General features: G+C 65.1%; 30 protein-coding genes. 3 read left to right on the top strand and 27 right to left on the bottom strand.

The features are described 5' to 3' along the window. Positions 1-4: 4 nt before the first annotated feature. From EL388_RS07075 to EL388_RS07000, 17 genes are read right to left on the bottom strand one after another with little or no spacing between them, the layout of a single operon-like run. A complete protein-coding gene (locus EL388_RS07075) occupies positions 5-2,710 on the bottom strand; it encodes a phage tail protein (RefSeq protein WP_126461600.1) in 2,706 nt (901 codons plus the stop codon). Beyond that, positions 2,710-3,351, bottom strand: a complete 642-nt coding sequence (locus EL388_RS07070) for a DUF6441 family protein (RefSeq protein ID WP_126461598.1) — start codon at positions 3,349-3,351, stop codon at positions 2,710-2,712. Before EL388_RS07070 ends, EL388_RS07075 begins: the two co-directional genes overlap by 1 nt. Before the next feature lie 4 nt (positions 3,352-3,355). After that, positions 3,356-3,514 (bottom strand): hypothetical protein, encoded by a 159-nt coding sequence (locus EL388_RS13835; RefSeq protein ID WP_153305628.1) that lies wholly within the window; start codon positions 3,512-3,514, stop codon positions 3,356-3,358. A 26-nt stretch (positions 3,515-3,540) separates the two neighbouring features. Next, positions 3,541-3,930, bottom strand: a complete 390-nt coding sequence (locus tag EL388_RS07065) for a hypothetical protein (RefSeq protein ID WP_044569892.1) — start codon at positions 3,928-3,930, stop codon at positions 3,541-3,543. Between the two features lie 11 nt (positions 3,931-3,941). Continuing rightward, positions 3,942-4,694 (bottom strand): phage tail tube protein, encoded by a 753-nt coding sequence (locus tag EL388_RS07060; RefSeq protein ID WP_126461596.1) that lies wholly within the window; start codon positions 4,692-4,694, stop codon positions 3,942-3,944. A gap of 2 nt (positions 4,695-4,696) precedes the next feature. Further along, the gene (locus tag EL388_RS07055; protein ID WP_126461593.1) at positions 4,697-4,900 is read right to left on the bottom strand and encodes a DUF7210 family protein; all 204 of its coding nucleotides are present in this window, start codon (positions 4,898-4,900) and stop codon (positions 4,697-4,699) included. A 7-nt stretch (positions 4,901-4,907) separates the two neighbouring features. Then, on the bottom strand, positions 4,908-5,333 hold the full coding sequence (locus EL388_RS07050; RefSeq protein WP_126461590.1) for a hypothetical protein: 426 nt from the start codon (positions 5,331-5,333) through the stop codon (positions 4,908-4,910). Between the two features lie 10 nt (positions 5,334-5,343). After that, a complete protein-coding gene (locus tag EL388_RS07045) occupies positions 5,344-5,625 on the bottom strand; it encodes a head-tail joining protein (RefSeq protein ID WP_126461587.1) in 282 nt (93 codons plus the stop codon). After that, on the bottom strand, positions 5,625-6,629 hold the full coding sequence (locus EL388_RS07040) for a major capsid protein (RefSeq protein ID WP_126461584.1): 1,005 nt from the start codon (positions 6,627-6,629) through the stop codon (positions 5,625-5,627). The genes EL388_RS07045 and EL388_RS07040 overlap by 1 nt, the downstream gene beginning before the upstream one ends. A 2-nt stretch (positions 6,630-6,631) precedes the next feature. After that, positions 6,632-7,009 carry a head decoration protein gene (locus EL388_RS07035; RefSeq protein ID WP_062537463.1) on the bottom strand — a complete coding sequence of 126 codons (378 nt, stop codon included), beginning with the start codon at positions 7,007-7,009 and terminating at the stop codon, positions 6,632-6,634. Position 7,010: 1 nt separating this feature from the next. Next, on the bottom strand, positions 7,011-8,219 hold the full coding sequence (locus tag EL388_RS07030) for a S49 family peptidase (RefSeq protein ID WP_062537464.1): 1,209 nt from the start codon (positions 8,217-8,219) through the stop codon (positions 7,011-7,013). 10 nt (positions 8,220-8,229) lie between these two features. Further along, positions 8,230-9,717, bottom strand: coding sequence for a phage portal protein (locus tag EL388_RS07025; RefSeq protein WP_126461581.1), 1,488 nt, complete (start codon positions 9,715-9,717; stop codon positions 8,230-8,232). 2 nt (positions 9,718-9,719) lie between these two features. Next, the gene (locus EL388_RS07020; protein WP_126461578.1) at positions 9,720-9,941 is read right to left on the bottom strand and encodes a phage head-tail joining protein; all 222 of its coding nucleotides are present in this window, start codon (positions 9,939-9,941) and stop codon (positions 9,720-9,722) included. Continuing rightward, a complete protein-coding gene (locus tag EL388_RS07015; RefSeq protein ID WP_126461575.1) occupies positions 9,941-10,333 on the bottom strand; it encodes a hypothetical protein in 393 nt (130 codons plus the stop codon). Before EL388_RS07015 ends, EL388_RS07020 begins: the two co-directional genes overlap by 1 nt. Next, complete coding sequence (locus tag EL388_RS07010; protein ID WP_126461572.1) at positions 10,333-10,824, bottom strand: hypothetical protein; 492 nt, start codon at positions 10,822-10,824, stop codon at positions 10,333-10,335. The genes EL388_RS07015 and EL388_RS07010 overlap by 1 nt, the downstream gene beginning before the upstream one ends. Positions 10,825-10,841: 17 nt before the next feature. After that, positions 10,842-12,800 (bottom strand): phage terminase large subunit family protein, encoded by a 1,959-nt coding sequence (locus tag EL388_RS07005; RefSeq protein ID WP_126461569.1) that lies wholly within the window; start codon positions 12,798-12,800, stop codon positions 10,842-10,844. Positions 12,801-12,802: 2 nt separating this feature from the next. After that, the gene (locus tag EL388_RS07000) at positions 12,803-13,378 is read right to left on the bottom strand and encodes a hypothetical protein (protein WP_476756000.1); all 576 of its coding nucleotides are present in this window, start codon (positions 13,376-13,378) and stop codon (positions 12,803-12,805) included. A gap of 95 nt (positions 13,379-13,473) precedes the next feature. Here EL388_RS07000 and EL388_RS06995 point away from each other — a divergent pair, with 95 nt between their 5' ends. From EL388_RS06995 to EL388_RS06985, 3 genes are all read left to right on the top strand, one after another. After that, a complete protein-coding gene (locus EL388_RS06995) occupies positions 13,474-13,680 on the top strand; it encodes a DUF6900 domain-containing protein (protein ID WP_045667444.1) in 207 nt (68 codons plus the stop codon). Positions 13,681-13,774: 94 nt separating this feature from the next. Beyond that, positions 13,775-14,338, top strand: coding sequence for a DUF3489 domain-containing protein (locus tag EL388_RS06990; protein WP_126461566.1), 564 nt, complete (start codon positions 13,775-13,777; stop codon positions 14,336-14,338). A 97-nt stretch (positions 14,339-14,435) separates the two neighbouring features. Continuing rightward, positions 14,436-14,804, top strand: coding sequence for a hypothetical protein (locus tag EL388_RS06985; RefSeq protein WP_126461563.1), 369 nt, complete (start codon positions 14,436-14,438; stop codon positions 14,802-14,804). On the opposite strand, the gene EL388_RS06980 is transcribed toward EL388_RS06985, so the two are convergent. The 10 genes from EL388_RS06980 to EL388_RS06935 form a co-directional block, all read right to left on the bottom strand. Further along, the gene (locus tag EL388_RS06980) at positions 14,768-16,030 is read right to left on the bottom strand and encodes a site-specific DNA-methyltransferase (RefSeq protein ID WP_126461560.1); all 1,263 of its coding nucleotides are present in this window, start codon (positions 16,028-16,030) and stop codon (positions 14,768-14,770) included. The two genes, EL388_RS06985 and EL388_RS06980, sit on opposite strands and share 37 nt — an antisense overlap. Beyond that, on the bottom strand, positions 16,027-17,448 hold the full coding sequence (locus EL388_RS06975) for a site-specific DNA-methyltransferase (RefSeq protein WP_126461557.1): 1,422 nt from the start codon (positions 17,446-17,448) through the stop codon (positions 16,027-16,029). Before EL388_RS06975 ends, EL388_RS06980 begins: the two co-directional genes overlap by 4 nt. A 344-nt stretch (positions 17,449-17,792) precedes the next feature. After that, positions 17,793-18,209: a DUF6362 family protein gene (locus EL388_RS06970; RefSeq protein ID WP_126461554.1), complete on the bottom strand. Its 417-nt coding sequence runs from the start codon at positions 18,207-18,209 to the stop codon at positions 17,793-17,795. Further along, on the bottom strand, positions 18,202-18,405 hold the full coding sequence (locus tag EL388_RS06965) for a hypothetical protein (RefSeq protein ID WP_126461551.1): 204 nt from the start codon (positions 18,403-18,405) through the stop codon (positions 18,202-18,204). The genes EL388_RS06970 and EL388_RS06965 overlap by 8 nt, the downstream gene beginning before the upstream one ends. A gap of 1 nt (position 18,406) precedes the next feature. Then, entirely contained in the window at positions 18,407-18,883 is a 477-nt protein-coding gene (locus EL388_RS06960) for a crossover junction endodeoxyribonuclease RuvC (RefSeq protein ID WP_126461548.1), read from the bottom strand. Between the two features lie 140 nt (positions 18,884-19,023). After that, complete coding sequence (locus tag EL388_RS06955; protein WP_126461545.1) at positions 19,024-21,324, bottom strand: phage/plasmid primase, P4 family; 2,301 nt, start codon at positions 21,322-21,324, stop codon at positions 19,024-19,026. Beyond that, a complete protein-coding gene (locus tag EL388_RS06950; RefSeq protein WP_232019205.1) occupies positions 21,321-21,593 on the bottom strand; it encodes a hypothetical protein in 273 nt (90 codons plus the stop codon). Before EL388_RS06950 ends, EL388_RS06955 begins: the two co-directional genes overlap by 4 nt. Next, positions 21,563-22,297 (bottom strand): hypothetical protein, encoded by a 735-nt coding sequence (locus EL388_RS06945; protein ID WP_126461542.1) that lies wholly within the window; start codon positions 22,295-22,297, stop codon positions 21,563-21,565. The genes EL388_RS06950 and EL388_RS06945 overlap by 31 nt, the downstream gene beginning before the upstream one ends. Next, positions 22,294-22,794: a DUF6511 domain-containing protein gene (locus EL388_RS06940; RefSeq protein WP_126461539.1), complete on the bottom strand. Its 501-nt coding sequence runs from the start codon at positions 22,792-22,794 to the stop codon at positions 22,294-22,296. Before EL388_RS06940 ends, EL388_RS06945 begins: the two co-directional genes overlap by 4 nt. Next, positions 22,791-23,645: a P63C domain-containing protein gene (locus EL388_RS06935; RefSeq protein ID WP_126461536.1), complete on the bottom strand. Its 855-nt coding sequence runs from the start codon at positions 23,643-23,645 to the stop codon at positions 22,791-22,793. Before EL388_RS06935 ends, EL388_RS06940 begins: the two co-directional genes overlap by 4 nt. Positions 23,646-23,655 lie beyond the last annotated feature (10 nt).

The following is a 23,655-nucleotide window of genomic DNA, read 5'->3' as shown; positions in this document are numbered from 1 at the left end:
AGATTTACCCTTGCAGCGCCGCACGGATGGCACGTGCATTGCGCCCGATGATGTTGACGATGACTTTCTCTCCGGCAGGCGACTGCAGGTGGTCGTGGGTGACGCCCGGATCGACCGCGTTGACGATGCGCACCGCCTGATTCATCTGCGGCTGCGCGGGCGGCACTTTCACATCCGGCACCAGCCCGCCCGCGGCGAAGGCCAGTTCGCCCCCCTTGAAACGTGGGCCTGCCGACAAACCGTTGATGGAATCGAGGAAGGCCACCCCGACTTGGCGCACGGCGGCCGCCCGCACCACGTACTCACCTGCGGACAGACGCGCCGGGATCGAATCCGACGTGGCGCTACCCGGCCCTGAAACCAGACCGCCCGCCGCAAATTTCTTCACGTTGCCGAGCAGCGCCATCACGGCGGCCACCATGGCCACCATGGCGGCAATGGCCAGTCCAGGCCCAACGATGGGGATCGAAGCCTGAGAGGCGGCTGCCCCGGCACCGGCCTTGGCGGCATCCATTGACACCACGGCAGTGGTTTCAGCGCTCTTTTGGGCGACCTTGGCGGCGCTGGCTGCTGCATCGACGGTTTGCTCCTGCTGGATAAAACCGAGCTTGAGCGCCAGCATCCGCGCCTGCATAGCGATCCACTGCTGGAAGGGCTGGATCACGATCTGCTGCAGGAAGGCATCGGCCACCTGCTGGAAGATGCTGGCCAACGCGCTGCGCCAGGTCTGCGCGCCGGTGATCATCCCGTTGAGCGCACCACCAAAGCTCTCGCCGATGCGATTCCACAGCGGGGCCATTTCATCGACGGTGAGCTTGGTGCGATCCAGCTCATTGCGCCACGCCTGCACGCGAATCACCGCATCCGGCCCGATGGCCTGCGCAGCTTGCTGCATGGTCGGCAACAGGCGCTCCATCTCAGTCGCCGACTGCAGTTGCAGCGCCACGATCTGCCGCCGCGCCTGGGCTTCGGTGAGCAGCCCGGCCTGCTGCTGGGTCTGAATGGCCTCCTGCGCATTGCGCAGACGCTCGGTGACCTGCCGCCATTGGGCTTCGAGCGCCGCCAGATTGGCCTGTGCAGCCTTCACATTGATGAGCCGATCAACGAGCGACACGCCGTCAGCATCACTCTCTGCCGCCAGTCGCGCCCGCAGATCGCGGTAGCTGCGCGCTATGGCCGCCTGCCGGTCGGCATCGGTGGCTGTGCCGGTGATCTGCGCCAGTTCCTCACGCGCCTGCGCCAAGGCGTCGGCCAGCTCGCGCTCGGCTTGCGCTGCTTTACGGGCATTGGCCTGCTCGATGTCCGTGCGCCGGTTATTGAGCGTGATGAGGTCGGCTTCCGCCTTGGCCACTTCGGCCTTGGCACGCAGGCGTTCGTTCTCGGATGTGCTGCTGCGAACCATCGCCTGGCTGCGAGCGAGTTCCTGCTGCCTGCGCGCGATCTCGGCATCGATCTCGCGCTGCTCGATGGCGGTTTTCTGCGTGTAGTAGTCGCGCACCGAGATCAGACGATCCTCGAGTGCCGCATCCAGCGCGGCTTGCTGTCGGGTCAGGCCGTCTTTGAGCAGGGCGAACTCGGCGTCCAGCTGCGCTTTTATCAGCGTGGTTTGCGCGCCGGTCGTGTCCTGCGCTGGCTTGACGGCCTTGGGCTTGGTCAGGCGTTGCAGCAGTTCCGGATCGGCCTGGATCTTGGGTGCCTTGACCTCGATGGGCTTGGGGTCGAACAGGCTGTCACGGAAGGACGCCAGTTCATCCAGCCGTTTGACCAGATTGCCTTTGAGGTCGGCAATAATGGCCTTGGCCCCATCGGTGTTGCCCTTGAGCGCCTCGACCGCCGCCGCCACACCGGCACCAATGGCCTCGCCCAAGGCGACGAAGGCCTTGCCAACGGTGGCGGCACCCAGTGCAAGGGTCTTGAGCACCAGCACCACGCCATCCAGGATCGCGCGCAGTGTGCCGCCTTGCTTGGCCGACTCGACCATGCCACCGGCCATATCGTTCAGGGCGGGCAGCAAGGACGCGATGATCTGGTTGCCGATGCTCTGGGTGGCCAGCTTCAGCTTGTCGAGCGCGTCGTTGAAATTGCCCGCCTGTGCGGCGGTGTCAGCGGACAACTGCAACCCGAGTTCAGCCGCCTCCTGCTTCAGCGCACCAATGCCCTCCCGCCCTTGGTTCAGGAAGGGGATCATCTCCGCACCGGCTTTGCCGAAGATATCGACAGCCAAAGCCGCTTTCTCAGCGCCATCGGGCATGGCCTGGAAGCGGTCGGCCAGATCCAGCAATACCTGTTCGCTGTCGCGTAGGGTGCCGTCCTGGTTCTGGACAGCCACACCCAGCGCTTCGAAGTTCTGTGCCGACGCCTCCGAGCCGGTCGCGGCCTCCAGCATGCCGGTGGCCAGCTTCTTGAGCCCGGCTTCGAACTTCTCGGTGGACACCGCCGACAACTCGGCAGCAGGCACCAGCAGCGACAGCGATTCGACGGCAATGCCGGTACGCTGCGCCATCTCGTCCAGCGCATCCGCCGAATCGATGCTGGACTTGATCATGGCCCCGATGCCCGCCAGCGAAACGCCCACCCCGAGGTTGGCCAGCACGCCGTTGACGCTCTTGGCGGTATCGGTCAGGCCACCCAGGCCCCGCTTGATCGAGTCGAAAGCGGTCTTGGTCTGGTCGACGGCACTGATCAGGATTTGGGCACGATTGCTTGCCATCAGACTTTGTCCAGTTCTTGTTGAATCGCCCGAGCCAGTGCAGGCAAGGCGCGCTGCACGCCGCCCGCCAGGTTCAGTCGGCGCTTGAGATCGACGCGCTTGACTAGCACGGCAATCGGTATCTCCTGGCCACGCTTGATCTGCTTGGCCCCGGTACGACCACGCTCGGCACGCTTGAAGCGGGTCAGCTGGCGGCTGTTCTCCGAGATGTTCTCGGCCATCAGCAGCACGCGACCGTTTTTCTCGATGAAGAAGGCATTGCCCGAGCGCATCAGGCCGTCGATGACCGCCTTGAAGCGCTTGGGACCGATGCGACAGGGCAGCAGCGGAATCAGCAGATTGCCGCTCACGCTGCCGCCTTGTTCGTGCAGGCCCAGCCAGGGGATCTTGCTGCCCACCCACAAGGCAGGCAGCTCGTTGGCTTTCTTGTCGAATACCTTGATGCCCATCGAGGAGACGAAGCTCGCGCGTTTGACGTCGAAGGCGCTGCGCATCTCGGCGCGGGCGGAGTCCCGCACCTCGCGGCCGCCTGTTTTCATGCCCCGGGTGACGGCGGTGTGGACGGCGCGGCGGCGTTCGCTGCTCCACGCAGCCAACTGGCGCGGGTCGAGCAAGCCGGCGGTGGTCAGCGACAAACGCATGGTTTCAGTCCTTCAGCAGATCGCGTTGCAGTTGTTCGATGGATCGTTTTTCGCCTTGGGCGGCAACGGCGACCACGCCCAAGAGTTGCGCCAGACGCTGGCGTTCCAGTTGGCCTTCGAGATCCAGAAAGGCCACGGCCTGCGCCAGCGTGTAGCCCAGCACTGCGTGCAGGCCGTGACCGGCGCGGATCAGGCGGGTGACGGCGCTGTCCCAAGGTTGCGGATCAGCGGGGCCAGCTTGTCCGCCGAACGCTGGATGCCCGGCACCACCCGGCCCACGAAAAAATCCGCGTTCACCTCGAACACGGCAGCGGCCAGCTGCACCGCATCGTCCAGCGGCAGATCGTTGATCCACGCCCGCTCGCGCCGCGTGGTCAGCGTCAGCAGTTCCAGCAGAGCTTCGCCGTGCTGGCCAAACAGCGCCAGCCAGTCCGGTTCCGCGTTCAAGGCATCGGCCAGCGGACGCACGATGGCCAGCAGACGCGGCAGCTCACCCAGACGCACCGGGGTGAGTTCCAGCGTGCCGCTGGCCAGATTCACCACCACGGGCGTGGGCGGAAAGGTATTGAAGTCGCTCATGGCTTCCACCCTCACAGCAGCACCAGACGGCCGAACTGACCGAGATCACCACCGACTGGCTTGGTCAGATCCGCCAGTACCTGGCCCGACAACTCGAACTTCAAGAGTTCGTCCGTGATGATCGAGAGTTCCTTGGCCGGGTTGATGGCCACGCGGTAGAGGTCGATCACCACCTCGCGGTTGCCGTCGGCGGTGTTGAGCCCCTCGAAGCGAATCCAGCGCTCGGGCAAGGGCTGGGTGAACATCGCCGTGCTCTGCGCCGCGCCATAGGCGTAGTCGACGGTGAACGGCTCGGTGTACGGGCCGCCCGACGTGACATCGAGCACCACCAGTGAACCGTGCTTGGCATTGACGCTGTACTGGCTGGCCGGGAGCGTCTTGGGCGTGATGTCCGAGTCCTGGATCTGCACGGCGGACACGTTCTGGTGTGCGAGCGGATAGAGGTGGCCCGCGGTGACCGGGTTGGGCAGCAGTTCGCCAGTCACCGTGCCGGGGGTGATCGTGGTCGAGTGGCCATAGAGCGCGAGCGCCAGGTTGGCCGGGATGAGTTCCTCCAGCGTGCAGGCGAACTCGCCTTTCTTGGTCTTGATGAGCTGCAGGTCGGTCAGGCGCTGACCCGACTGCGCTTCCTGGTGCTCGATGGTGTCTACCGACAGCGACACCTTCAGTTCGGGCACGTTGCCAACAAAGGTCAGCCCAGCAGGGTTGCCGAGTGCATCGCGTGCGCCGATGTAGACGCGGCCTTGTCCGGAAAAGTAAGCCATGTTCAGTCTCCTTGGGTGGCTGCAGTTGTGGAAACACCGGACGTGGCATCACGGCGGGTGGGTTTGGCATCAAGGGCGGCAGTGACCGCCTTGGCCACGCCTTGGTCGATCAGCCAACGGGCGCTGGCGTCATTCAGATCAAGGCGATCACCGACTTTGAGGCGCTTGCCTGCATGGGTGTGGGGTTTGATCAATTCGATGTGCATAAAAAATTCATCCTGTTTGGGTGAGGTCGGAGGCCAAGGTGCGGTAGCGGATTTCGTAGCGGGCGGGAAGCAGCACGGCCCCGGCGTCGGCGTCGTCGAACTCCCATTCGCAGTCGATCTCGCGCACGGCGATGGCCAGACCGCCCAGATTCGGGTCGGCGAGCATGGCCGCGTGGGCCGCGACCAGCGCCTGGTCGGCGACGTCGAAGGCGTCCGCACCGCGTGCCACCACGGCAAGCCGGACGATCAGCAGCCGGTCGACCAGGTGGTTGGCGTGGGCGGTGATGCTGTCGCCATCAACGAACAGCAGCAGCGCTGGACTGGCCTCGCGGGTGACCGGCACGGCAGGCATGCGCAGCACCGGTGTCGGGGCAATCGCAGATGCCAGGCGCGTGACGATCTCCCGCAAGACGCGCTCGCGGACGGAGTTCATGGGGTGTTCCTCAGAGTTGGGAGAGCGAGGCGCGACGCTCGGAGCCGTCGCCGATGGCGCGAACATCGCGCACCTGATAGGTGTTGCCTGCCACCTCGACGGTGTCCCCGGCTGCCAGCGTCAGCCAGGACGCCGGATAGTCGATCTGGTAGTCCCGCGACAGCGCAAAACCATCCAGCACGGTTTCGTCCGGGGCACGGAAGGCGCAGTGCACGGTGCTGCCCGCCACCGTGACGGCGGTCAGCAGTCCGGCATTGCGGGCCGATTCGTAGAACAGCTCGACGGCCAGCATCAGGACGCCAGCACCTTCACCAGCACCGCAGGCCGGTGACACATCGGCAGCGGGTTGGACTGGGTGTGAATGTCGGTGCCCCGGTCGAACTTGCGCGGCTCCTGCTTGGCGTAGAGCGGCTGTCCCAGCGTGTTCGCCGTCTCGTTGAAGTCAGCCGGAGCGAAGTAGGTGGCGAAGGTATCCACCGTGCCCAGCGGGAAGGCATGGCCTTCGCCGGCGGCAATGAAGCGGCGGACGTTGTCGTCGCCGTCGCTGGCCTCGCCCGAATATTCCTCGAAGGTGACGCCGCCGAAGGTGAAGCCCGAGCGCAGATCGGAGCGCAGCGCAACGCCGTCCTGCCAGCGCTCGTAAGCCGCGACGACCTTCTCGTGGCTGGTCAGCGCATCGAAGAATTCCTCGGACACCAGGCAGTGGACGCCGGTCATGCGCTCACCCTTGAGGTTTTTCTCGAGGTAGCGCTTGAGCTCCAGGCATTTCTTCTTGACGTCGGTGCCGGCGTTGCCCAGCTGGAAATTGATCACCTTGGGCGTGATCCCGAACAGATCGAACAGGTCGTAGAGCACGGAACCGTCGGCGTCGAGGATGACGCCCTTGAGCGCGCCGATGCGCAGGTGCTCGAGCGTGATCGCGTGCTTGTTGCGCATCGTTTGCAGGTGTTCGGCCATGACCGAGGCCACGGTTTGCAGCTCGGTTTCCGAACCGAAAGCCCGCAGTCCTTGCACTTCCTCGGGCAGCACCACGTCGTCGTGCGGGATGTGCGGAATGGCGAAGGAGCGCAGCTTGCGCTTGCCGTGTTTGCCCACAGTGCCGGGCGAGCCGACCGGCATCGTCGGCAGCAGCGTCAGGATGCCGTTTTTCTCCTCGACAACCACGGAACGGAAGCGCACCGGCTTGGCCGGGAACAGCCCCATGCTCTCCATCAGCCCGTAGTTGTTGGGCAGGATGTTGATAGCGGCGGTCAGCGCCGACATCGAGAACGCGGGATTCTCGAAAACGTTGTTCATGGTCAGACTCCTTTGCGAACGAGGATGCCGAGGCTCTTGAGCTGTGCGATGGCAGCCAGCTTTTCTGCGGCGGTGATGGCGGCTGGCCACGCCAGGGCGTGATCGGCGACGATGGCGTGACGGGCCAGCATCAGCCCGTCCTCACGGTCGATCAGCGTGGCGTCGACGGCCTGCATCAGCACGCCTGCGGCGTACTGACTGCCGTCGGTGGCCGAGGGGTCGATCTGCTTGACCTTGCCGGTGGCGGTCACCAGACCGACTACCGCACCCAACGGCAGGTTCTGGCCTGCGCCGACGGTGACCTGATCGCGCGAGTAGAGATTGGGCGCTTCGTACTTCAGAAGATCGCCCAGGTTGAGGCCTTCGGTGATGACGGGCATATCACTTCTCCTGTCCGGCGCGGGCACGGGCCGCCAGCACCAAGGGGTTGTCGTTGAGGGATTGCGTTGCCGTGGTGGCTGCGCTCGGTGTGATCAGGCTGTTGATCTCTTGCCCGGTGGCGCGCGCGGCCAGCAGATGGCCACGCACCGCCGATGGCGACGTACGTGTAGCCAGAAAACCGGCGATGCGCTCAGGGCAGCCTGCCAGCGCACACAGCTCGGCGATTTCCTGCGCGTCCTCGATGGTCATCGGCGGGTGCGCGCCATCAGTGCGATCAGGATCAGCGCCAACCCCAGGGTCAGCAGTGGTTCCGGGTTCATTCATGAAAGGCTCCAGTCGTGGTGGGTGAAGATGTCCCGACGCCGCAGTTGCAAGCGCCGGTGGGGGTGAAAGTGCGGCGGTGAGTTCGGCCAGCAGGTCGTCGAACGTGCCGACGGCATCCGCCAGTCCTACTGCGACGGCGTCCTGCCCGAAGAACACGCCCGCTTCGGTGGCGCGCACCGCGTCACTGGTGAGGCCGCGATGGCTGGCCACGGTGTCGACGAACAAGCCGTAGATCCGATCCACCTCGCGCTTGAGAAACGCGTGGGCTTCGTCCGAGATCGGCTCGTGCGGGTTGAGGTCGTTCTTGCGCGCTCCGGCAAAGACGGTGGTGTAGCGGACGCCGTCCTTGGCGTCCTTCACCGACTGATCGGCGTGCATGGCAATGACGCCAATCGAGCCGACGCCGCCGGTGCGGGTGACAAAGAAGCGGCTCGCCGCCGACCCGATGGCGTAGGCCGCCGAGTACGCCATGTCATTGGCTAGCGCCCAGACCGGTTTGATCTGCGCGGCAGCACGCACGCGGTCGGCGAGATCGAACACACCACCGGACTCACCGCCCGGGCTATCGATGTCGAGCACGATGGCCGCCACCGACGGATCAGCGATGGCGCTGTCGAGCTGACGGGCAATGTCCTGATAGCTGGTCAAGCCAGAGGCGGCATCCAGCCCCACTGTTCGCCGCACCAGCGTGCCATAGATCGGCAGGACGGCGATGCCCGCATCCGGTGCGGGTGGACTGCGCGTAGCAGGTGAAGGAAGTGGCGTGCCGTTATCCGTCAACCCGATGCGTGGCCCCAGTACGGCGAGGATCACCTCGAGTTTCGGGCGATGAATCAGCAGCGGCGCGCCAAAGATACGCGCCGCCATATGCGGTAGCAGGGTCATCGAAAAACCTTCAGGGGGGCGACGGATTGCTGTCGGTCGCCTGTGAGTTGGGTTCGGCGCTGCCGCCATCCTTGGAGGTGCGGCGCGGATCGGAGTCGAAGATCAGGCCAAGTTCATCGGCTCGCTGGTTATCCAAGGCGATCTCGCGGTCAACGTCCTCGGCATCCATGCCGAACGCCGAGATGGCTTCCGAGCGCGACATCAAGCCCGCGCGGATCGCCAGCAGCATCGCCTTGAATTCCTTCTCGGGATCGACCCATTGCCAGCCCTGCGGAATCCATTTGCAGGCGATGTAGTCACGCCGATGTCTGGCATAGCCTGGCGCCGTGAGGCTGCCGGACAGCACTGCTTGATCGAGCCAGGCATTCCAGACCGGGCGACACAGCTGATGCACCAGAACGCCATGCTGAATAGCTTCGGTGCGACGGCGGAACTCCAGCATTCCGGCGCGGATCGAGGAGTAATTGACGCCGGAAAGATCACCGGTCAGCTGCTCGTAGGTCACGCCAATGGCGGCGGCGACCGCGCGAAACTGCGCGCGCAGAAATTCGCCGTAGCTGCCACCCACGTCGGCGGGATCGGAGAATTTCACGTCCTCGCCGGGTTCCAGGATTTGCAGCGTCCCGGGCTCCATTCCCGCCAGCGCGATGCCTGCATCGTTGGCCACGCCTTCACCCAGCAGGTTGTCCTCGGGAGACAGGCGCGTGATGAAGCCGGCGAACATCGCGGCGGTTTTCTTGCGCACGAGCTCGGCGTCGTCGTACTGGTCGAGTTCGTTGAGTTTCACCAGGGCGCGCGCCAGCCACGGCTCGCCCCGTATCTGTCCGGGGCGCAGCACGCGGTACAGGTGCATGATCTCGTCCGCCGGCACGCGCACCGTGTCCTGGCCGCCTTGTCCGGACATCGGGGAAAGCCGGCCGTCCTCCGGATGCGAGCGGTACAGGTGATACGCCACCCGCCGCCCCATCGAATCGAATTCGATGCCGGAGCGCACGACATTGCCGGACGGCAGTTCCGTGTTGAGATTCAGCGGCAGGTGTTCGGGCTCGAGCAACTGCAGTTGCAGCGGCACGACCAGCCCGTCCTCGGGGCGGCGGGGGCGCAACCGGATCAGACATTCACCCCCTTCGCACATCGCCCGGGCAGCCAGCGCCTGCAGGCCGTAGAAATCGGTCTGCCCGCTGGCGTCGGCCTGCTCGGTCCAGTCGCGCCACAGCGCTTGCACGTCAGCGCGGAAGGTTTCGTCCTTGGCCATCGACTGCGGCTTGATGCCGGTGCCGACTGCGTTGGACACGAAGGCTTCGATTCCGGCGTTGGCCCAGGCGTTGCGGCGCACCAGGTCACGCGATTTCACACGCAGCTCGTGGGAGGTCGCCAGCATGGCGGCCACGGCGCCCGGATTCCCAGGCATCCACGCAAGGGCTCGCCGCCCGCGTCCGGCTGCTTCGTGAACAGGTGACGGGCCGAACAGGCTGCGGATTTTGGAATACCACGCCATGTTCAGAACCCTTTACCGGTGGTGACCCGGATCTGGCGTGGCGCGCCAGGCCACAGCCCGGTGTCCACGGCCTGCTCGAAGAGGTCGCGCTTGACCGCGCGAATGGCGGCCTGGAGTTCCTCGACGCTGCGGTACTCGACGGTCTTGTCGCCGAAGGTCACGCGCTTTTCGCCCTTGATCAGCGCCGCTTCCAGTGCGTCGAGGTGTGCTTGTGTGTAGGCCATCAGCGGTACACCGTGAGGTTGATTTCCGATGAATCAGAAAACGACGCCGAGCTCGTCGCACAACTAATGTCGACGTACTGGGCGGTCTTCTGGTCGGAGGTGGATCGCACGATGGCAATGCGCTGCGTGCCGCTGTTGGTGCTACTGCGGGCAAGCGCCGTCCAGCAATAGTTGGCGTCGGGCATGGCAACGGCGAAGGTCACGCGGTAGCGACCCGCCGCCGTCCGGGCCACGCTGGCCACGTTGTGCGATGCACGCACGACGATCTGGTTGCCGACATAGCCGAAACACACCCACGCCCGGGCCACGCCGGGGTGGGTTGCGTCGATCTTGGTCTTGACCTCGAGTCCGACACGACTGGCCAACGCACTGATGCGCGATGCGAGGCTCATCAGACCAGCGCACCCACAAAGACCGCGACGAAGTCTGTGTCGGTATTGCCAACGTCGCTGGCGGCGACAGCGCCGATGTTGCTGCGAGCCTGAAGTTGCTCGGCCACGGTCAGCGACTGCGCCGCATCGAAGCGCACACGGTTGTTGACGGCGGCCAGCAGCGCATCCAGACCACTGGTGCCGTTCTGCAGCAGTTGCTGGATTTCCACCAGCGTGTCGTAGGCGGCATCGGCACCGCCCAAGATCTCGGTCTTGAGCGCATCGAGCAGCGAGACGATCTTGTTGGACGAGTACGTGGTCGTGGCCGCGACGTGCGCATCGTCGATCACCACCGAGGACACCACGGCGGCCTTCAGTTCGTTGATGGCTGCGACCAGATTCGACTTGTCGGTGGTGGTGAGGTTGGCCAGGTTGCCCGCCTTGGCGCGGACGTCGTTGAACTCCTGCGCGACGCGGATGACCAGGCTTTCGATGCGAGTGGCGAGGGACATGTTTTCTCCTTGAGGTGTCAGGACAGCCAGCGGCTTTTGATCACGCGCCGACCGGTGTTGCGATTGCCAGAAACAGCGAGGCCACCGCGTTGGGTGGCCTCGTTGATCGATTCAGTAGGTGTTTCAAGGGCTGGCGGACCGGCCAGCCCCAGTTGTCGCTCCAGTTCCCGCCAGTGACGTTCCTCGAAGCGATCCAGACCCGCCGCCGATGCAGCCGCGCGGGCGTAGACGTAGCAGTCGAGCGCCTCATTGCGCTCACGCATCTTTTGCCACTCACGCACCGGAAAGCCGTTGCGGTCGCGGCGGGTGATCAGTTGTTCCGCGCAGAGTTGCTGGATGAACTCAGCGTCGATCTTGGGCAGATGGACGAACCCGGCCGGGTAGGTCACCGTCACGCCGTCCTCGGCCACATCCGCGCTCTTGCGCAGGTTGTTGTAGAACTCCAGCTTGGCGATGCTGACCGCCACCGAGTACACCTTGATGCCCCGGCGCAGCTTCTTGCCGCCCTGCGAGACATCGATGGCGGTCGGCGTGCCGATCAAGGCTGCACCGCGAGGTACCCCCTTGACCGCCATCACACGCGAATCGCGGCAGGCCCGCACAAAGGCGTAGGCCTCCTGCGTCGCAAACCCGGTATCCAGTGCAAAGCGGGCCAGCGGCATCGATGCGCCGGAGGCGTGTGTCCATGTCTCGGCCAGCAATTCAGCAAGGCGCTTCCACACCGTGTCGCGGGCGGTGTCACCCATCAGCACGCGGTGCTCGATGAGCCAGGACTCCTTGCCGCGCCCAAAGGCCCAGACCGACGCCTCGATACGATCCTTCTGCACGTCGGCTGCGCCCACCAGCAACAGACCGCCTTGCGGCACGCTGCCGACGCGATAGTCCTCGCGGCGCTCGACCAGCCGTTGCCAGTCCGGCGCTTCACCTTCTTCGACCCAGGTTTCGCCCAGCTCGGTGTTCTTGAAGGTCTTGATGGCAGCGGCCGAGCCGGATTCCTTGTTGACGGCGGCTTCCCACGCGGCGGCGATATCGCGCCACGAACGCCAGCCCACCGGGCTGTACAGCGAGGACAGGTGAAAACCCGCCGTCTTGGCGCCGTTCTCCGGGGCCATCGCGCGCCACTCGCCGTGCTCCAGCATCCACGTTTTGTGATGCTCAGGGATAGACGTGTCACACGACTCGCAGATGTAGGCGGCGGTTTCCGGTTGCCCTTTATCCCAACGCAGCTGCTCGAAACGCAGCCACTGCCGGTGTGAGCAATGCGGACACGGCACGAAGTAGCGACGTTGGTCGCTGGCCTCGTACTCGCGCTCAATGGCCGATGCCCCCGAAATCGTCGGCGTCGAGACGATGAAGATCTTGCGCCGCGCAAAGGTGCGCGTGCGCGCCTCGGCCAGCGAGATCGCATCGCCTTCACCCTCGACGTCCAGCGGATAGCCGTCGACCTCGTCGAGGAACAGGTAGCGCACCGGCATCGAGCGCAGCCCGACCGCGCTGTTGGCCCCGGTCATCACCAGCACGCCACCCCGAAACTCCTTGGCCAGGATGGTGTTGCCGGAATCCCGACTGCGCGCCGGTGCAATCAGTTCAGCCAGTGCCGATGACTCCTCGATCAGCGGATCGATCCGCTGCTTGGAGTTGCGCTTGGCCATCTCCACTGTCGGCCACACCGCCATCATTGGCCCGGGTGCGTGATGGATCACATAGCCGATCCAGTTCGATCCCATCTCGGTCGCGCCAAGCTGCGCGGCCTTCATGAACACCACACGCTCGACCGGCGAGGTCGGCGACAGGCAGTCCATGATGGCCTTGAGGTACGGCGTGCGGCTGGTACGCCAGCGCCCTGGCTCGGCAGAGGCCTTGCTGGAGAGCATCCGGTGCCGATCCGCCCATTCGGACACGGTGAGCAGCGGATCGGGCGTCAGCCCGTCGCGCCACGCGCGTTCAATCTCGTCGGCGCCTTCGTAGTCATCCATTGTCAATCCACCCGCGGGCGCAGCTCGCCCAACTCGATCAGGTGCTCACGCACGGCGGCCTCCAGCGCCACGTGCATCGTGTGCGGGTCGACGCCGAGCGTGGATGCCATCTGCCCGGACACGCGCGCCGGCCAGTTGAGCCAGGCGTCGCGCTCGATGCGCGCCAGCTTGAACACGTGCGCGACCGCCTGCGCCCGGTCGACCAGTTCCCTTTTTCGGTGGGCCAGCTCCACCTTGTTGAGCTGGGCCTTGAGCACCTCGTTGACGGTGCGTGCCTGCAGCAGTGAGGTGCCGCCCGCCGATAGCGGCGGCGTAGCGACCTCCGGCGTTTCACGAGGAGGCGGTGGCGTCGCCGGTTCTACACGCACTTTCGTTGCAGGCGCCTTGTCGGCTGCTGCGGCCCTGCGCGGCTGCAACGTGTTTTGTGCCCACTGCGCGTCGGCCGCCTGCGGATCAATGGTGCCGTCGGGAAGCGGCGTGATGCGCCCGGTGTCGATGGCCTTCTTCACGGCCACGTGCGACACGCCACGGTGGCGCGCGTAGGCGCGAATCGAGAGTCCCATCGTCACCTTCTTCAATCATTTGTTCGTCATTCCAGCGTTTCGAGCTTGGCTTCACCGGAGAACAGCGCGTTCATCACGTCACGCCAACCAACCCTCGAGAGGAACACGCCATGAGCCAGATCGACACCATCCTCACCCTCATCGCCCAGAAGCATCTGGGCATCGACACCCTGCAAACCCGCCACGCCGACAGCCTGGACTTCCACGACACGGCGGTGTGGTGCCTCAAGGACGCGTTGGAAGCAGCCTTCCAGGCCGGCGTCGAATTTGCCGCATCGAACCCGAAGGCCAAGGACGCGGAAATCGCCAAGGACTGATCGGAAACCGACGAAGCCAAGCAGAAATCGCTTGGCTTCACTCTTGAACAGCGCGTTCATCACATCGTCATCACCACCCCCGAAGGAGCAGCAAATGACCACCACCACCCTGACCCCGGTCCAGCACGCCATCCTGGCCAAGGCCATCAACACCAGCGGCGGCAAGATCGACTGGTTCCCCGACAACATCAAAGGCGGCGCACGCAAGAAGGTGCTCGACGGCATGTTCAACCGCGCCCTGATCACCACCGACGGCACCGACTGGTTCGTCGCCGCAGAGGGCTATGACGCCCTGGGCATGCCACGCCCGGGAGTGAACAAGAATGGCATCGGTCAATTCGAAGCCAATCTCGACCAGATCATCGCCAATGCTGAAGGCGCGTCAGCCGCCGCGAGCGATCCCGAACTGGAAGCCGCCGTAACCGCCGCCGAAGCAACGTGGGCCAAGCCGCGCACCCGCGACAACAGCAAGCAAGCGGAAGTGATCCGGATGCTGCAACGCCCCGAGGGCGCAACCATTGGCCAGATTTGCGCCGCCACCGGCTGGCAGGCGCACACGGTGCGCGGTACCTTTGCCGGAGCCTTCAAGAAAAAGCTGGGCCTGACCATCGTCTCGGACAAGCCGCAGGGCGGCGAGCGGGTGTACCGCATCGCCTGATCAGAAAGATCGAGGAAGAGGCCAAGCGGCGCTTGGCTTCTCAATCGAACAGCGCGTTACTACGGGTGTCGCAACGATCAACCCGAAGGAGCCAGAGATGAACGTCACCACACAGATCCCCGCCACCCAGAACGACGCCTGGGGCTTTTGGGGCACGATGAACGAGCACGCCAGCGCGGCGTGGCCCCTGGCGATGGTCGCCATTTCGGACGCCACCAGCCAGCCCCTCGAATCGGTTCAGGTCTTCCTCGACAGCCGCCACGGACGCCATTTTGCAGACGACGTCCAGAACGGGCTCTATCAGGGCCAGCCCCTGGCGGGCGCGATCAACGCCGCCACCCAACGCTGGATGGGCTGGACGATTGGCCGCCAGACCAGCAAGCAATACGGCATCCCGCGCGGCCTGCCTTACCTGACGGGCTTCGTGATTCACTGCGAGATCGTTGAGGAGTCGCTTGCCGCCTGATCGAGCACCGCGCCATCCGCCTCCCGGGTGGCCTGCTTGCCGGTGAAGTCCTCCCACCGGCGCACGATCACGTCCACGTACTTCGGATCGAGTTCGATCAGCCGCGCAACGCGGCCTGACTTTTCCGCAGCGATCAAGGTCGTCCCCGAGCCCCCGAACGGGTCGAGCACCACGTTGCCGGGGCGACTCGAATTGCGGATCGCGCGCTCGACCAGCTCCACCGGCTTCATCGTCGGGTGCAGGTCGTTCTTCTGCGGCTTCTTGATGTTCCAGACGTCGCCCTGGTCGCGGTCGCCGCACCAGTGGCGTGTCGCCCCCTCGGGCCATCCGTACAGGATCGGCTCGTACTGGCGTTGGTAGTCGGCGCGTCCCAGCGTGAAGGTGTTCTTGGCCCAGATGATGAAGGTCGACCATTTGCCACCAGCGGCGCGGAAGGCAGCCTGCAGCACATCGAGTTCGCTGGAGGACATCGCCACGTAGATACCGCCCCGGCAATGGGCGACGGTGGGCGTCAGTGCCGCCAGCAGGAAATCGTAGAAGCCATCACCGAGGTTGTCGTTGAGGATGGCGCGATCCTTGCCGCGCATCTTGTCCTTGGCGCTGTTAGCGTAGTTCACGTTGTACGGCGGATCGGTGAAGACCATGTCCGCCGCCGCGCCTCGCATCAGGCGCTCGTAGCTCTCGGCCACGGTCGAGTCGCCACACAGCAGCCGGTGCTGGCCCATGACCCAGACATCGCCCGGACGCGAGATGGGTGTCTCGCTGACCTCGGGTACCGCATCCTCATCGGTCTGGCCCTCGTTGTCCGGCTCGTCGCCCGCGATCAGTTCGGCCAGTGCGTCGGCGTCGAAGCCGGTGATGTCCAGATCGAAACCATCGAGCTGCAAGGCTTCCAGTTCAATCCTGAGCATCGCGTCGTCCCAGCCCGCGTTCTCGGCGATGCGGTTGTCCGCAATGACCAGGGCCCGGCGCTGCGTCTGGCTCAGATGGTCGAGCACCACGACAGGCACCCGCTCCAGCCCGAGCTTCTGGGCGGCGGCGAGACGACCGTGGCCCGCGACGATGATCCCGTCACTGCCCGCCAGGATCGGATTGGTGAATCCAAACTCCGCGATGCTGGCAGCGATCTGCGCTACCTGGTCTTCGGAATGGGTGCGCGCGTTGCGGGCGTAGGGCAGCAGCTTGGCGGTAGGCCACTGTTCGATCTTGTCGGCCAGCCAGTTCATGCCACCACCTCGGCATCCGGGGTGGTGGCGCGCTCAACGGCGACCTGCTCGAAGGACTGACCGGTGGCGATCAAGGTGACCGGTATGCCGGGGTGGTTCTGCTGGAACCGCTTGATGGCCACGTCCACGTACTGCGGGGCGATCTCCACGCTGCAGCAGATCCGACCGGTGCGCTCGGCGGCCAGCATCGTCGTGCCGCTGCCGCCGAAGGGCTCAAACACGATGTCGCCCGCGTCCGTGTAAGCCTCGATCACGAATTCCGGCAGCGCCACCGGGAACACGGCCGGGTGGTCAATGTCCTGGCCGATCTTGCCCTTGTGGCGCATCACGCGGATCACCGAGTCGGGGATACGGGTGTCTTGCGTCGGCAGCCCCTTGTGCGTCCAGCCGCCCACCTCGCCATCCTTGCCGCGCATCGCGGTGGACGACCCGTCGGCGCGCAGGTGGGATTCCTGGCCTGCGTGCTTGCAGGGGACGATCTTGTTCGGCTTACGGCTCTCCCGGTTGAAGTGAAAGACGAACTCGAAGCTCGGCGCGAAGCGGCCTGCCCAGTCGCCGGGCATCCCTGGACCCTGATCCCAGACGTACCACGCGAAGCGCCGCCAACCTTGTTGACGCATCCAGGATAACCAGCCGTCCCAATACGGGATCACCTCGTTGTCGCGGTGGATCAGGCCCAGGTTGACCAGCACCTGACCGTCGCCTGCCATCGGCAGGTGCGCGAACACGCCACGCATCAGGCCATCCCAATCGGAGATGCCGCCGGAGGTGTAGTCGCGCTGGTTGCCGTAGGGAGGCGAGGTGAAGCACAGGCGAGAGAGGTCACCCTGCATCAGTGCGGCGATCACGCTCGGGTCGGTGGCGTCGCCGCAGATCAAGCGGTGTGCCCCGATCTGCCAGACGTCGCCCGGGCGCGACACCGGCACCACCGGCGTACCCGGCACGTCATCGTCGGCGTCGGGCTCGGCATCAGCTTCCGCATCCTGCTGCTCTGGCTCATCGGCAATGGCGGCATCGGCCAGCAGCGCGTCGATCTCGAACCGCTCGAAGCCGGTCAGCGCCAGCTCGTACCCGGCCTCGGAAAGCTCGGCCAGTTCCAGCGCCAGCAGCTCCTCGTCCCAGCCCGCATCCAGCGCCAGCCGGTTATCGGCGATGACGAGCGCGCGCTTCTGCGCCGGGGTCAGGTGCGCAAGTTCGATCACCGGCACCTGATCCAGGCCGAGCTTGCGCGCAGCGGCCAAACGCCCGTGCCCGGCGATGATGCCGTTGTCGCCGTCGACCAGGATCGGATTCGTCCAACCGTACTCGACGATGCTGGCCGCGATCTTGGCGATCTGGCTCTCGGCGTGCGTGCGCGGATTGCGGGCGTAAGGAATCAGCGCCTCGACCTTGCGGTACTCGACGTTGAGCGTGTTCAAAGTGGAAGTCCCAAAAGCAAAACCCGCCGAGCGTTGCCGCCGGGCGGGTTGGTTGAATGACGATTCTGGTGAGTGGTAACTGCGTTCGGGGTGGTAACCGGGGCCGGTAACCTGGCCGGGTGGTAACCTGTTTTTGCGGCCTGACGCTAAAAAAGCGCCGCGCTCGCGCCCCCCGCATGGCGATTCGGGAAGGAAGGACCCGTTTTGCCTCGGGCCGCCCTCGCTGCCTACACCGCTGTCCAGAAGATAGCTGAAATACTACCCCCGACCGGGGTGATTTGTTGCAGCCTCGGCCAGCGTCAAAAGGGACAAACGCCGGAAACGAAGGACAAACGCGGCAAGCATTACCCTGCTTGGCCTACGATTTTGGAGGGCGCACGGATGCCTTCGCTGTTGAGCTTCTCAGCCACGATTTCCAGCGCCCGCTGCCAGCGACGCCACGCCGTCGTGCGGTCGCAGGCAAAGCGGATCGTGATGTCTCGCCAGCCGTAGCGCTTGGCGCGCATCCACACAAGGTGGCGCTGCTCGATCTCCAGCCACTGCACCCACTTCATCGTCTCCAGCATCCGGTCGATGGCTTCGGGTGTGGGTGGGAACGGCCGATAGACGTGCTCGTCGGCTGCGAACGTCTCCCACTCCTTGCGCACGATGACAGGCCACGTGTTGAAGTAGCCCTGCACACGCACAGGGGGCAGGCGTCGTCCGGTGCTGGCGGCTTCCTCGAAGCGGGCCGCCACATCCTCAATCGTCCACTCAGTCATGACGCGACCCTCCGTACAAGCGCTCGCCAATGCGACGCACGATCTCTCGCTCGATGAAGTCCAGACGTTCGTCGGACGCGTTGACCACCAGGATGTGCTGATCACGCCAGCCACGTTCCTTGATGGCGTCCAGATCGGTGGCCTGGGGTTGCAGCCGCCCGAGGGGGCAGCGGTACCGCGGTGTGGGAACTTTCACGTCACACCTCCTGGCCGTCGTCGTGATGCTGGATCGCCCAGTGCAGCAGCGCCAGGGCATCGGCCTCGTTGTCGTCGACCGGCGCGTGCCCGCGCGCGGTGACGGAAGCGATCACATCGTCCTTGCCAGCGTTGCCCTTGCCCGTGGCGTGCTTCTTGATCGTGCCGACAGGCACGCCTTGGTACGGGATCTGGTGGTGCTCGCACCACGCCGTGAGCGTGGCAAGGAAACCGCCGTAGGCGTGGGCAGCATCGGTCGAGACGTGGCGACGCACCTCTTCGAAGTGCAGGCAGTCGATGCCACTGGTGACGGCCTTCAGTTCGGTGAGCCAGCGTTTGAAGCGCAGGAAGCGCATTCCGCCGCCTTCGAAGCGCTGCGGCCGGAAGCTCTCGGAGCCGCTCGTGATGTGGCCGTCACTGCCGCGCAGTGCCCAGCCGGTGGTGGTGCCCAGATCGAGGGCGAGGATGGTCGTGGTCATGGTGTCAGTCCTTATCTGGTGCGGATCTGACGCAGCTGACACTTCGTGACGAAACTCTCCATGAGGCGCGCGCACACGCGCACGCGTAGGAGTTACGACAAACTGCGTCAGCTGCGTCAGACCGCGTGGTTTTCATGGGGTCAGTCGTCCGCGTAGGGGGTGTAGGCAGGGGTCGGCGGGTGCTTGAGGCCAATACCCTGGAACCCGCGCACGCCCATCCCGTTGCGCCATTTGTCCAACCCGCGCGTGATGAGCAGATCGGAAAAGCGGCGTTGTGCGCCGACAAACTCGCCAGAGGCTTCAGCCCACTGCTTCCAGTCGTTGAACAGCTCGGCGGTCAGCGACTTGGCGTTGGGCTCGCGCACGCAGCGCTCATCGAGCCAGCGGCCCAGGGCGTCCTCGGCTTCGAAATACTCCTCGGTGGCGTCCACCACGCGTTGTGGCGGGCTGAGTCGTCCGTGGCGCTGCCAGTCGAGACTGCCCTGCACGGCCCACGCGAGGATGCCGTCACGTTCGGCCAGGAGCTTCTGTTGCAGGTTCTTGTCGCGGCGCTCGGGCGGCACGGTGATCGTGAAAGGGATCAGGTGCAGCCTGCGTTTCATCGCCTCGTCGATATTGCGAATCGCGGGCTTGTGGTTGCCCGCCACGAACAACTTGAACTGCGGGAAGAACTCGAAGAAGTCCTGGCGCATGAAGCGCGCCGAGATCTTGTCGCCACCGGTGAGGTTCTTGAGCTTCGACTCGGCCCAGCGTTTTCCCTGTTCGGTTTCGATGGCCGCCACGAAGCGCGCGCCGCGCAGTCCCGCCATATCGGTCGGGTGCCGGTCGGTGCGCGTTTCCATGAAGGTGTCCATCGGCGCATTGGTCGCGTAATCACCGAGGATGGTGGCCAGCGTGTTGACGAACACCGACTTGCCGTTCGCACCTGTGCCGTACAGGAAAAACAGCGCGTGCTCTTGCGTCGATCCGGTCAGCGCGTAGCCGACCATCCGTTGCAGATAGGACTGCAGTTCCTTGTCACCGCCCGTGACCTCGTCGATGAACTGCCTCCAGGTCGGGCAGTCGCCGCTGGGCGTGGCTGTGGTGATCTTGGTCATCCGATCGGCGCGCTCGTGCGGGCGCATCCGGCCTGTCTTGAGATCGACCACGCCGCCTGGCGTGTTGAGCAGCCACGGATCTGCATCCCATTCGTCGGTAGTGGCCGCGTGCCTGCGGTCAGCACGCGCCAGGCGTTCCACACCGCCGACCGTTCCTGCGCTGGCCAATTTGGCAGCGACCTTGGGGTTGTCGGCGCGTACAGCCGTCTGGCGACAAACGCTGCGGATCAAGTCCGTGGCCGCCAACGTGTCCTCGGTGCGCCAGCGTTGCCCGTCCCACACCAGCCACTTTCCCCAGCCAGCCACGTAGCGCCAGTCGCGGTGGTAGCGGCGCGTGAAGGACAGCGCCAGCGCGTCCTCCGTACCCCAGACGGATTCGTCGCTGCTGACGACTGGATCAACGTCATCGGCGACGTCGTGCATTTGCAGGCGCGGGCCGTGAGTGAGGAAGGTGGCGACGTCGAAGCCCTCGGCGATGGCATCAAACGCGTCCCAGCCCTCGGCGGCTTCTTCGGGCGGGTACAAGATGTGGCAGGACTTGGCGCCAGCCGACAGCACCGCCTGTGCCGCCTGCGTGGCGTACTCCCAGCCCGGCTTGTCGCGGTCGGGCCAGATCAGCACGGCCTTTCCAGACAGCGGCGACCAGTCGGTCTTATCGACCGGAGCGTTCGCGCCGTGCATCGCCGTGGTGGCCGCGATGCCCACATCGATCAGGGCCTGCGCGCATTTCTCGCCCTCGACCAGCACCACCTGCGCGGTACTGGTCATCCCTGGCTGGTTGTAGAGCGGACGCGGGTCGGGCGGTGCCATCTTGCGCCGCTTGGCATCCCAGGGCCGAAACTGTTTCTTCTGCCCAGGCGGGTCGTAGCGATAGACGACGGCGATGAGATGGCCTTGGGCGTCGAGATAGTCCCACTTCGCGGTGGCGGGGCCGAGTTCGTCGACCGGCACGTCCTTCTTGCTGGCCTTGCGTACTGGTGCGGAACGCGAGCGTCCGAGCAGATCGGCAGCGGCGTCGAGCACACGCGGAAAGTCGCTCAGCACGTCGATACCGAGGTGCGCGGCGATCAGTGCATAGATGTCGCCGCCATCGCCAGTGGCTCGATCCGTCCACAGTCCGGCCTTCTCGCCATCGAGCACCACCTCGAGGCTGTCGCCGGGACTGCCCAGCACGTCGCCGATCAGGAACTTGCCACGGCGCTTCTTGCCCGCCGGGAACAAGGTGGTCAGAACGGACTCAAGACGCGCGAGCAGTTCAGCACGCAGTTCTTCGCGCTCGACATCACTCAGGGTGCGGCGGATGGGGTCGGGCAGTGGCGCGATGTCGTTGAAGTCGATGGTCATTCGGCCTCCTCACCATCGGCGTCACCGGTGCGCCCTTGCGCGGCGGTGCTGCGGGCTGCCCACGCAGACAGTTCGGATGGTCGATAGCGCACCAGACCGCCCATCAGGTAGTGCGGAATCTTGTACTTGCTGCGCATCTGCGGGTCGGCGAACCAGTAGTACGGCAGGCGCAGTGCGGCAGCGGCCTGCTTGGCGTCGATCATTGGTTCGACATCTCCGATGAATTGCTTGTCGTTGCTCATGTCGTCCTCCAGCAGCGGTCTTGCCACGCGCACATCCGGCATTCGAAGTGGGTCGGATCAACGAAGGCGCGTGGCAGCAGTTCGCCTGCCTCGGTCGCCGTGATGACCTTCACCGCCCGATCCGACATACGCTGGGCCAGCGCCGCGTCAAATGGCACGAGCTCGGTGTAGATCTCCATCGTGTCGGCGTTGAGCGCCGTGAAGATCGCGGGGTGCTCGTGCAGTTCGAGATAGGCTTGGTAAATCGCCACTTGCGCGGCGTAGATGGGCTTGGAGATGGCCAAGCCCTTTTTCTCCAGATCGCTCCAGGACTTGTTGCCCAGGCACTTGCACTCCCAGAGCGCGGGATAGGCGAAGCCCTCAGGGCCTCCAACGACGACGCCGTCGACGTGTCCCTGCAGGCGACCATCGGCCACCGAGAAGCCGAACTGCTCGCCGTCGGCCTTTCGGGTGCGCAAGTCAAAACCTGCGTCCCGTAGCCACGCGACCATGCAGTCCTCCATGACATGGCCACGCTCGAAGATGCGCAGCATCCGGCCCGGGGTGTCCCGCCCGTGGTCGATGGGAGCCTTGGCGTACTCGAACTGCAGCGCGCGTTCGCAGGCCACCCCGAGGCGCGAGGCCCCGAGGTACCGGCGCTCAGACTGACGGGCGCGGGCCTGCTGCAACCCGGCGTCGACCAGGGCGGTGACCTGGCCCGCGATGCTCGATGAGGAATTGAAGTCCATCATGGCTTCTTCCCCTTCGGTTCTTCCCAGGGCAGGTCGTCCTCCAGATCCGCGAACGGATTGGCGGCATCGGGTGCCAGCGGATCGGGCGTGGGCGGCAAGCCCCGCACGGGCGGAAACTTGCTGGACTCGTGGTGCGCGACCATCGCCTCCGACCAGCAAGTGACGATGGCATCGATCACCCGCAGCGCTTCGGCCTCGGAGTAGTCGCCCAGAGGCTTGGTGAAACCGATCTCGCCTGCCGCCTCGCCGAAGGACTTGAGGCATTGGCGCATGGCGGCCAGTTCGACGTCAGACGGATCGATCATGGCGACCTCCGTCTTGTCGATGCGACCTTCCTTGGCCCGCTGCCAGTTGCCGTACAGCGCGTGGAACGCGTCCTGGCAGCGACGGGAACAGAACACCCAGTCGATGGGATAGCGCCGGGGATCGCCCACACCATGGCGGTTGTCGGTGTGGCCGTAGCCCCGGGCCTGTCTTTTGCAGACCCAGCATTTCACGCCCCCTCCTCGAGTTCATCGAGCAGCAGGCCCAACTGCAGGGCAGCGCCAGCAAAGGCGGCCTCGCAGCGGCGCTTGAAGTCGGGATAGCTCTGCGAGCTGCGCGCAATCGCCGTGACCGCGTGAATCTGCGATTCCAGATGCGCGAGTCCCTGATCGGACAGCCACTGGTGGTGCTTCTGCGAGATGCCCTTGCGATTGCGGATCTCGCCCAGCAAGTCCTCTGGCAGCACCGGCCCGTAGACCCAGCGCAGCGTGATCTGGCCGACGACGTGCGGAGGGTTCTGGTCGTGGCCCTGGTACTTCCAGCCGAACAACCGATAGATGGCGCGGTAGTAGTCCGGGTGGAAGCGGCGCTCCCACGATGCGCAGGACTGGCGCAGCAACTTGGAGATCAGCTCCTGCAGCGCATCCGGTGCGCGGTGGTGCTGGTAGCCAGTGGCCTCGTCGATCAGCGCGACCTCGCCGGTGGTGGCAAGAGCGCGCATGATCGTCAGGCAGTTACCGACGATGCCCTGGCGTGCGCGGTGCAGCGTGCCTGCAATGGCTGCGTCCACCACGGAGGTGGCCACGTCCGCGATGATGCCTGCAGGGAAGAACTGGGTCTGGCGTCCCGATGGCAGCAAAATCGGCCCGGATGATTTCTCCAATAGAGACAATGAGTTAGGCGCGATTTCCGCCAGAAATCGGGCGAAACGGCCACCCTTGTGCGACTCGTGGAAACCGAGGAGCTTGGCCAGCTCCTTGCGGACGTAGCCGCGCTCGCCGGTGGTGAGTACGACCGCCTCGCAGTCGAGATCGCCGAAATGCACGACGCCGTAATGGCTGGCAGTGAGCATGGATGCGTTCATGGCCACCTCC

The sequence above is a fragment of the Sulfuritortus calidifontis genome (assembly GCF_003967275.1).
GTDB lineage: Bacteria > Pseudomonadota > Gammaproteobacteria > Burkholderiales > Thiobacillaceae > Sulfuritortus > Sulfuritortus calidifontis.
Note: the sequence above shows the minus strand (reverse complement) of the source record. Positions and strands in the feature narration are given on the sequence as shown.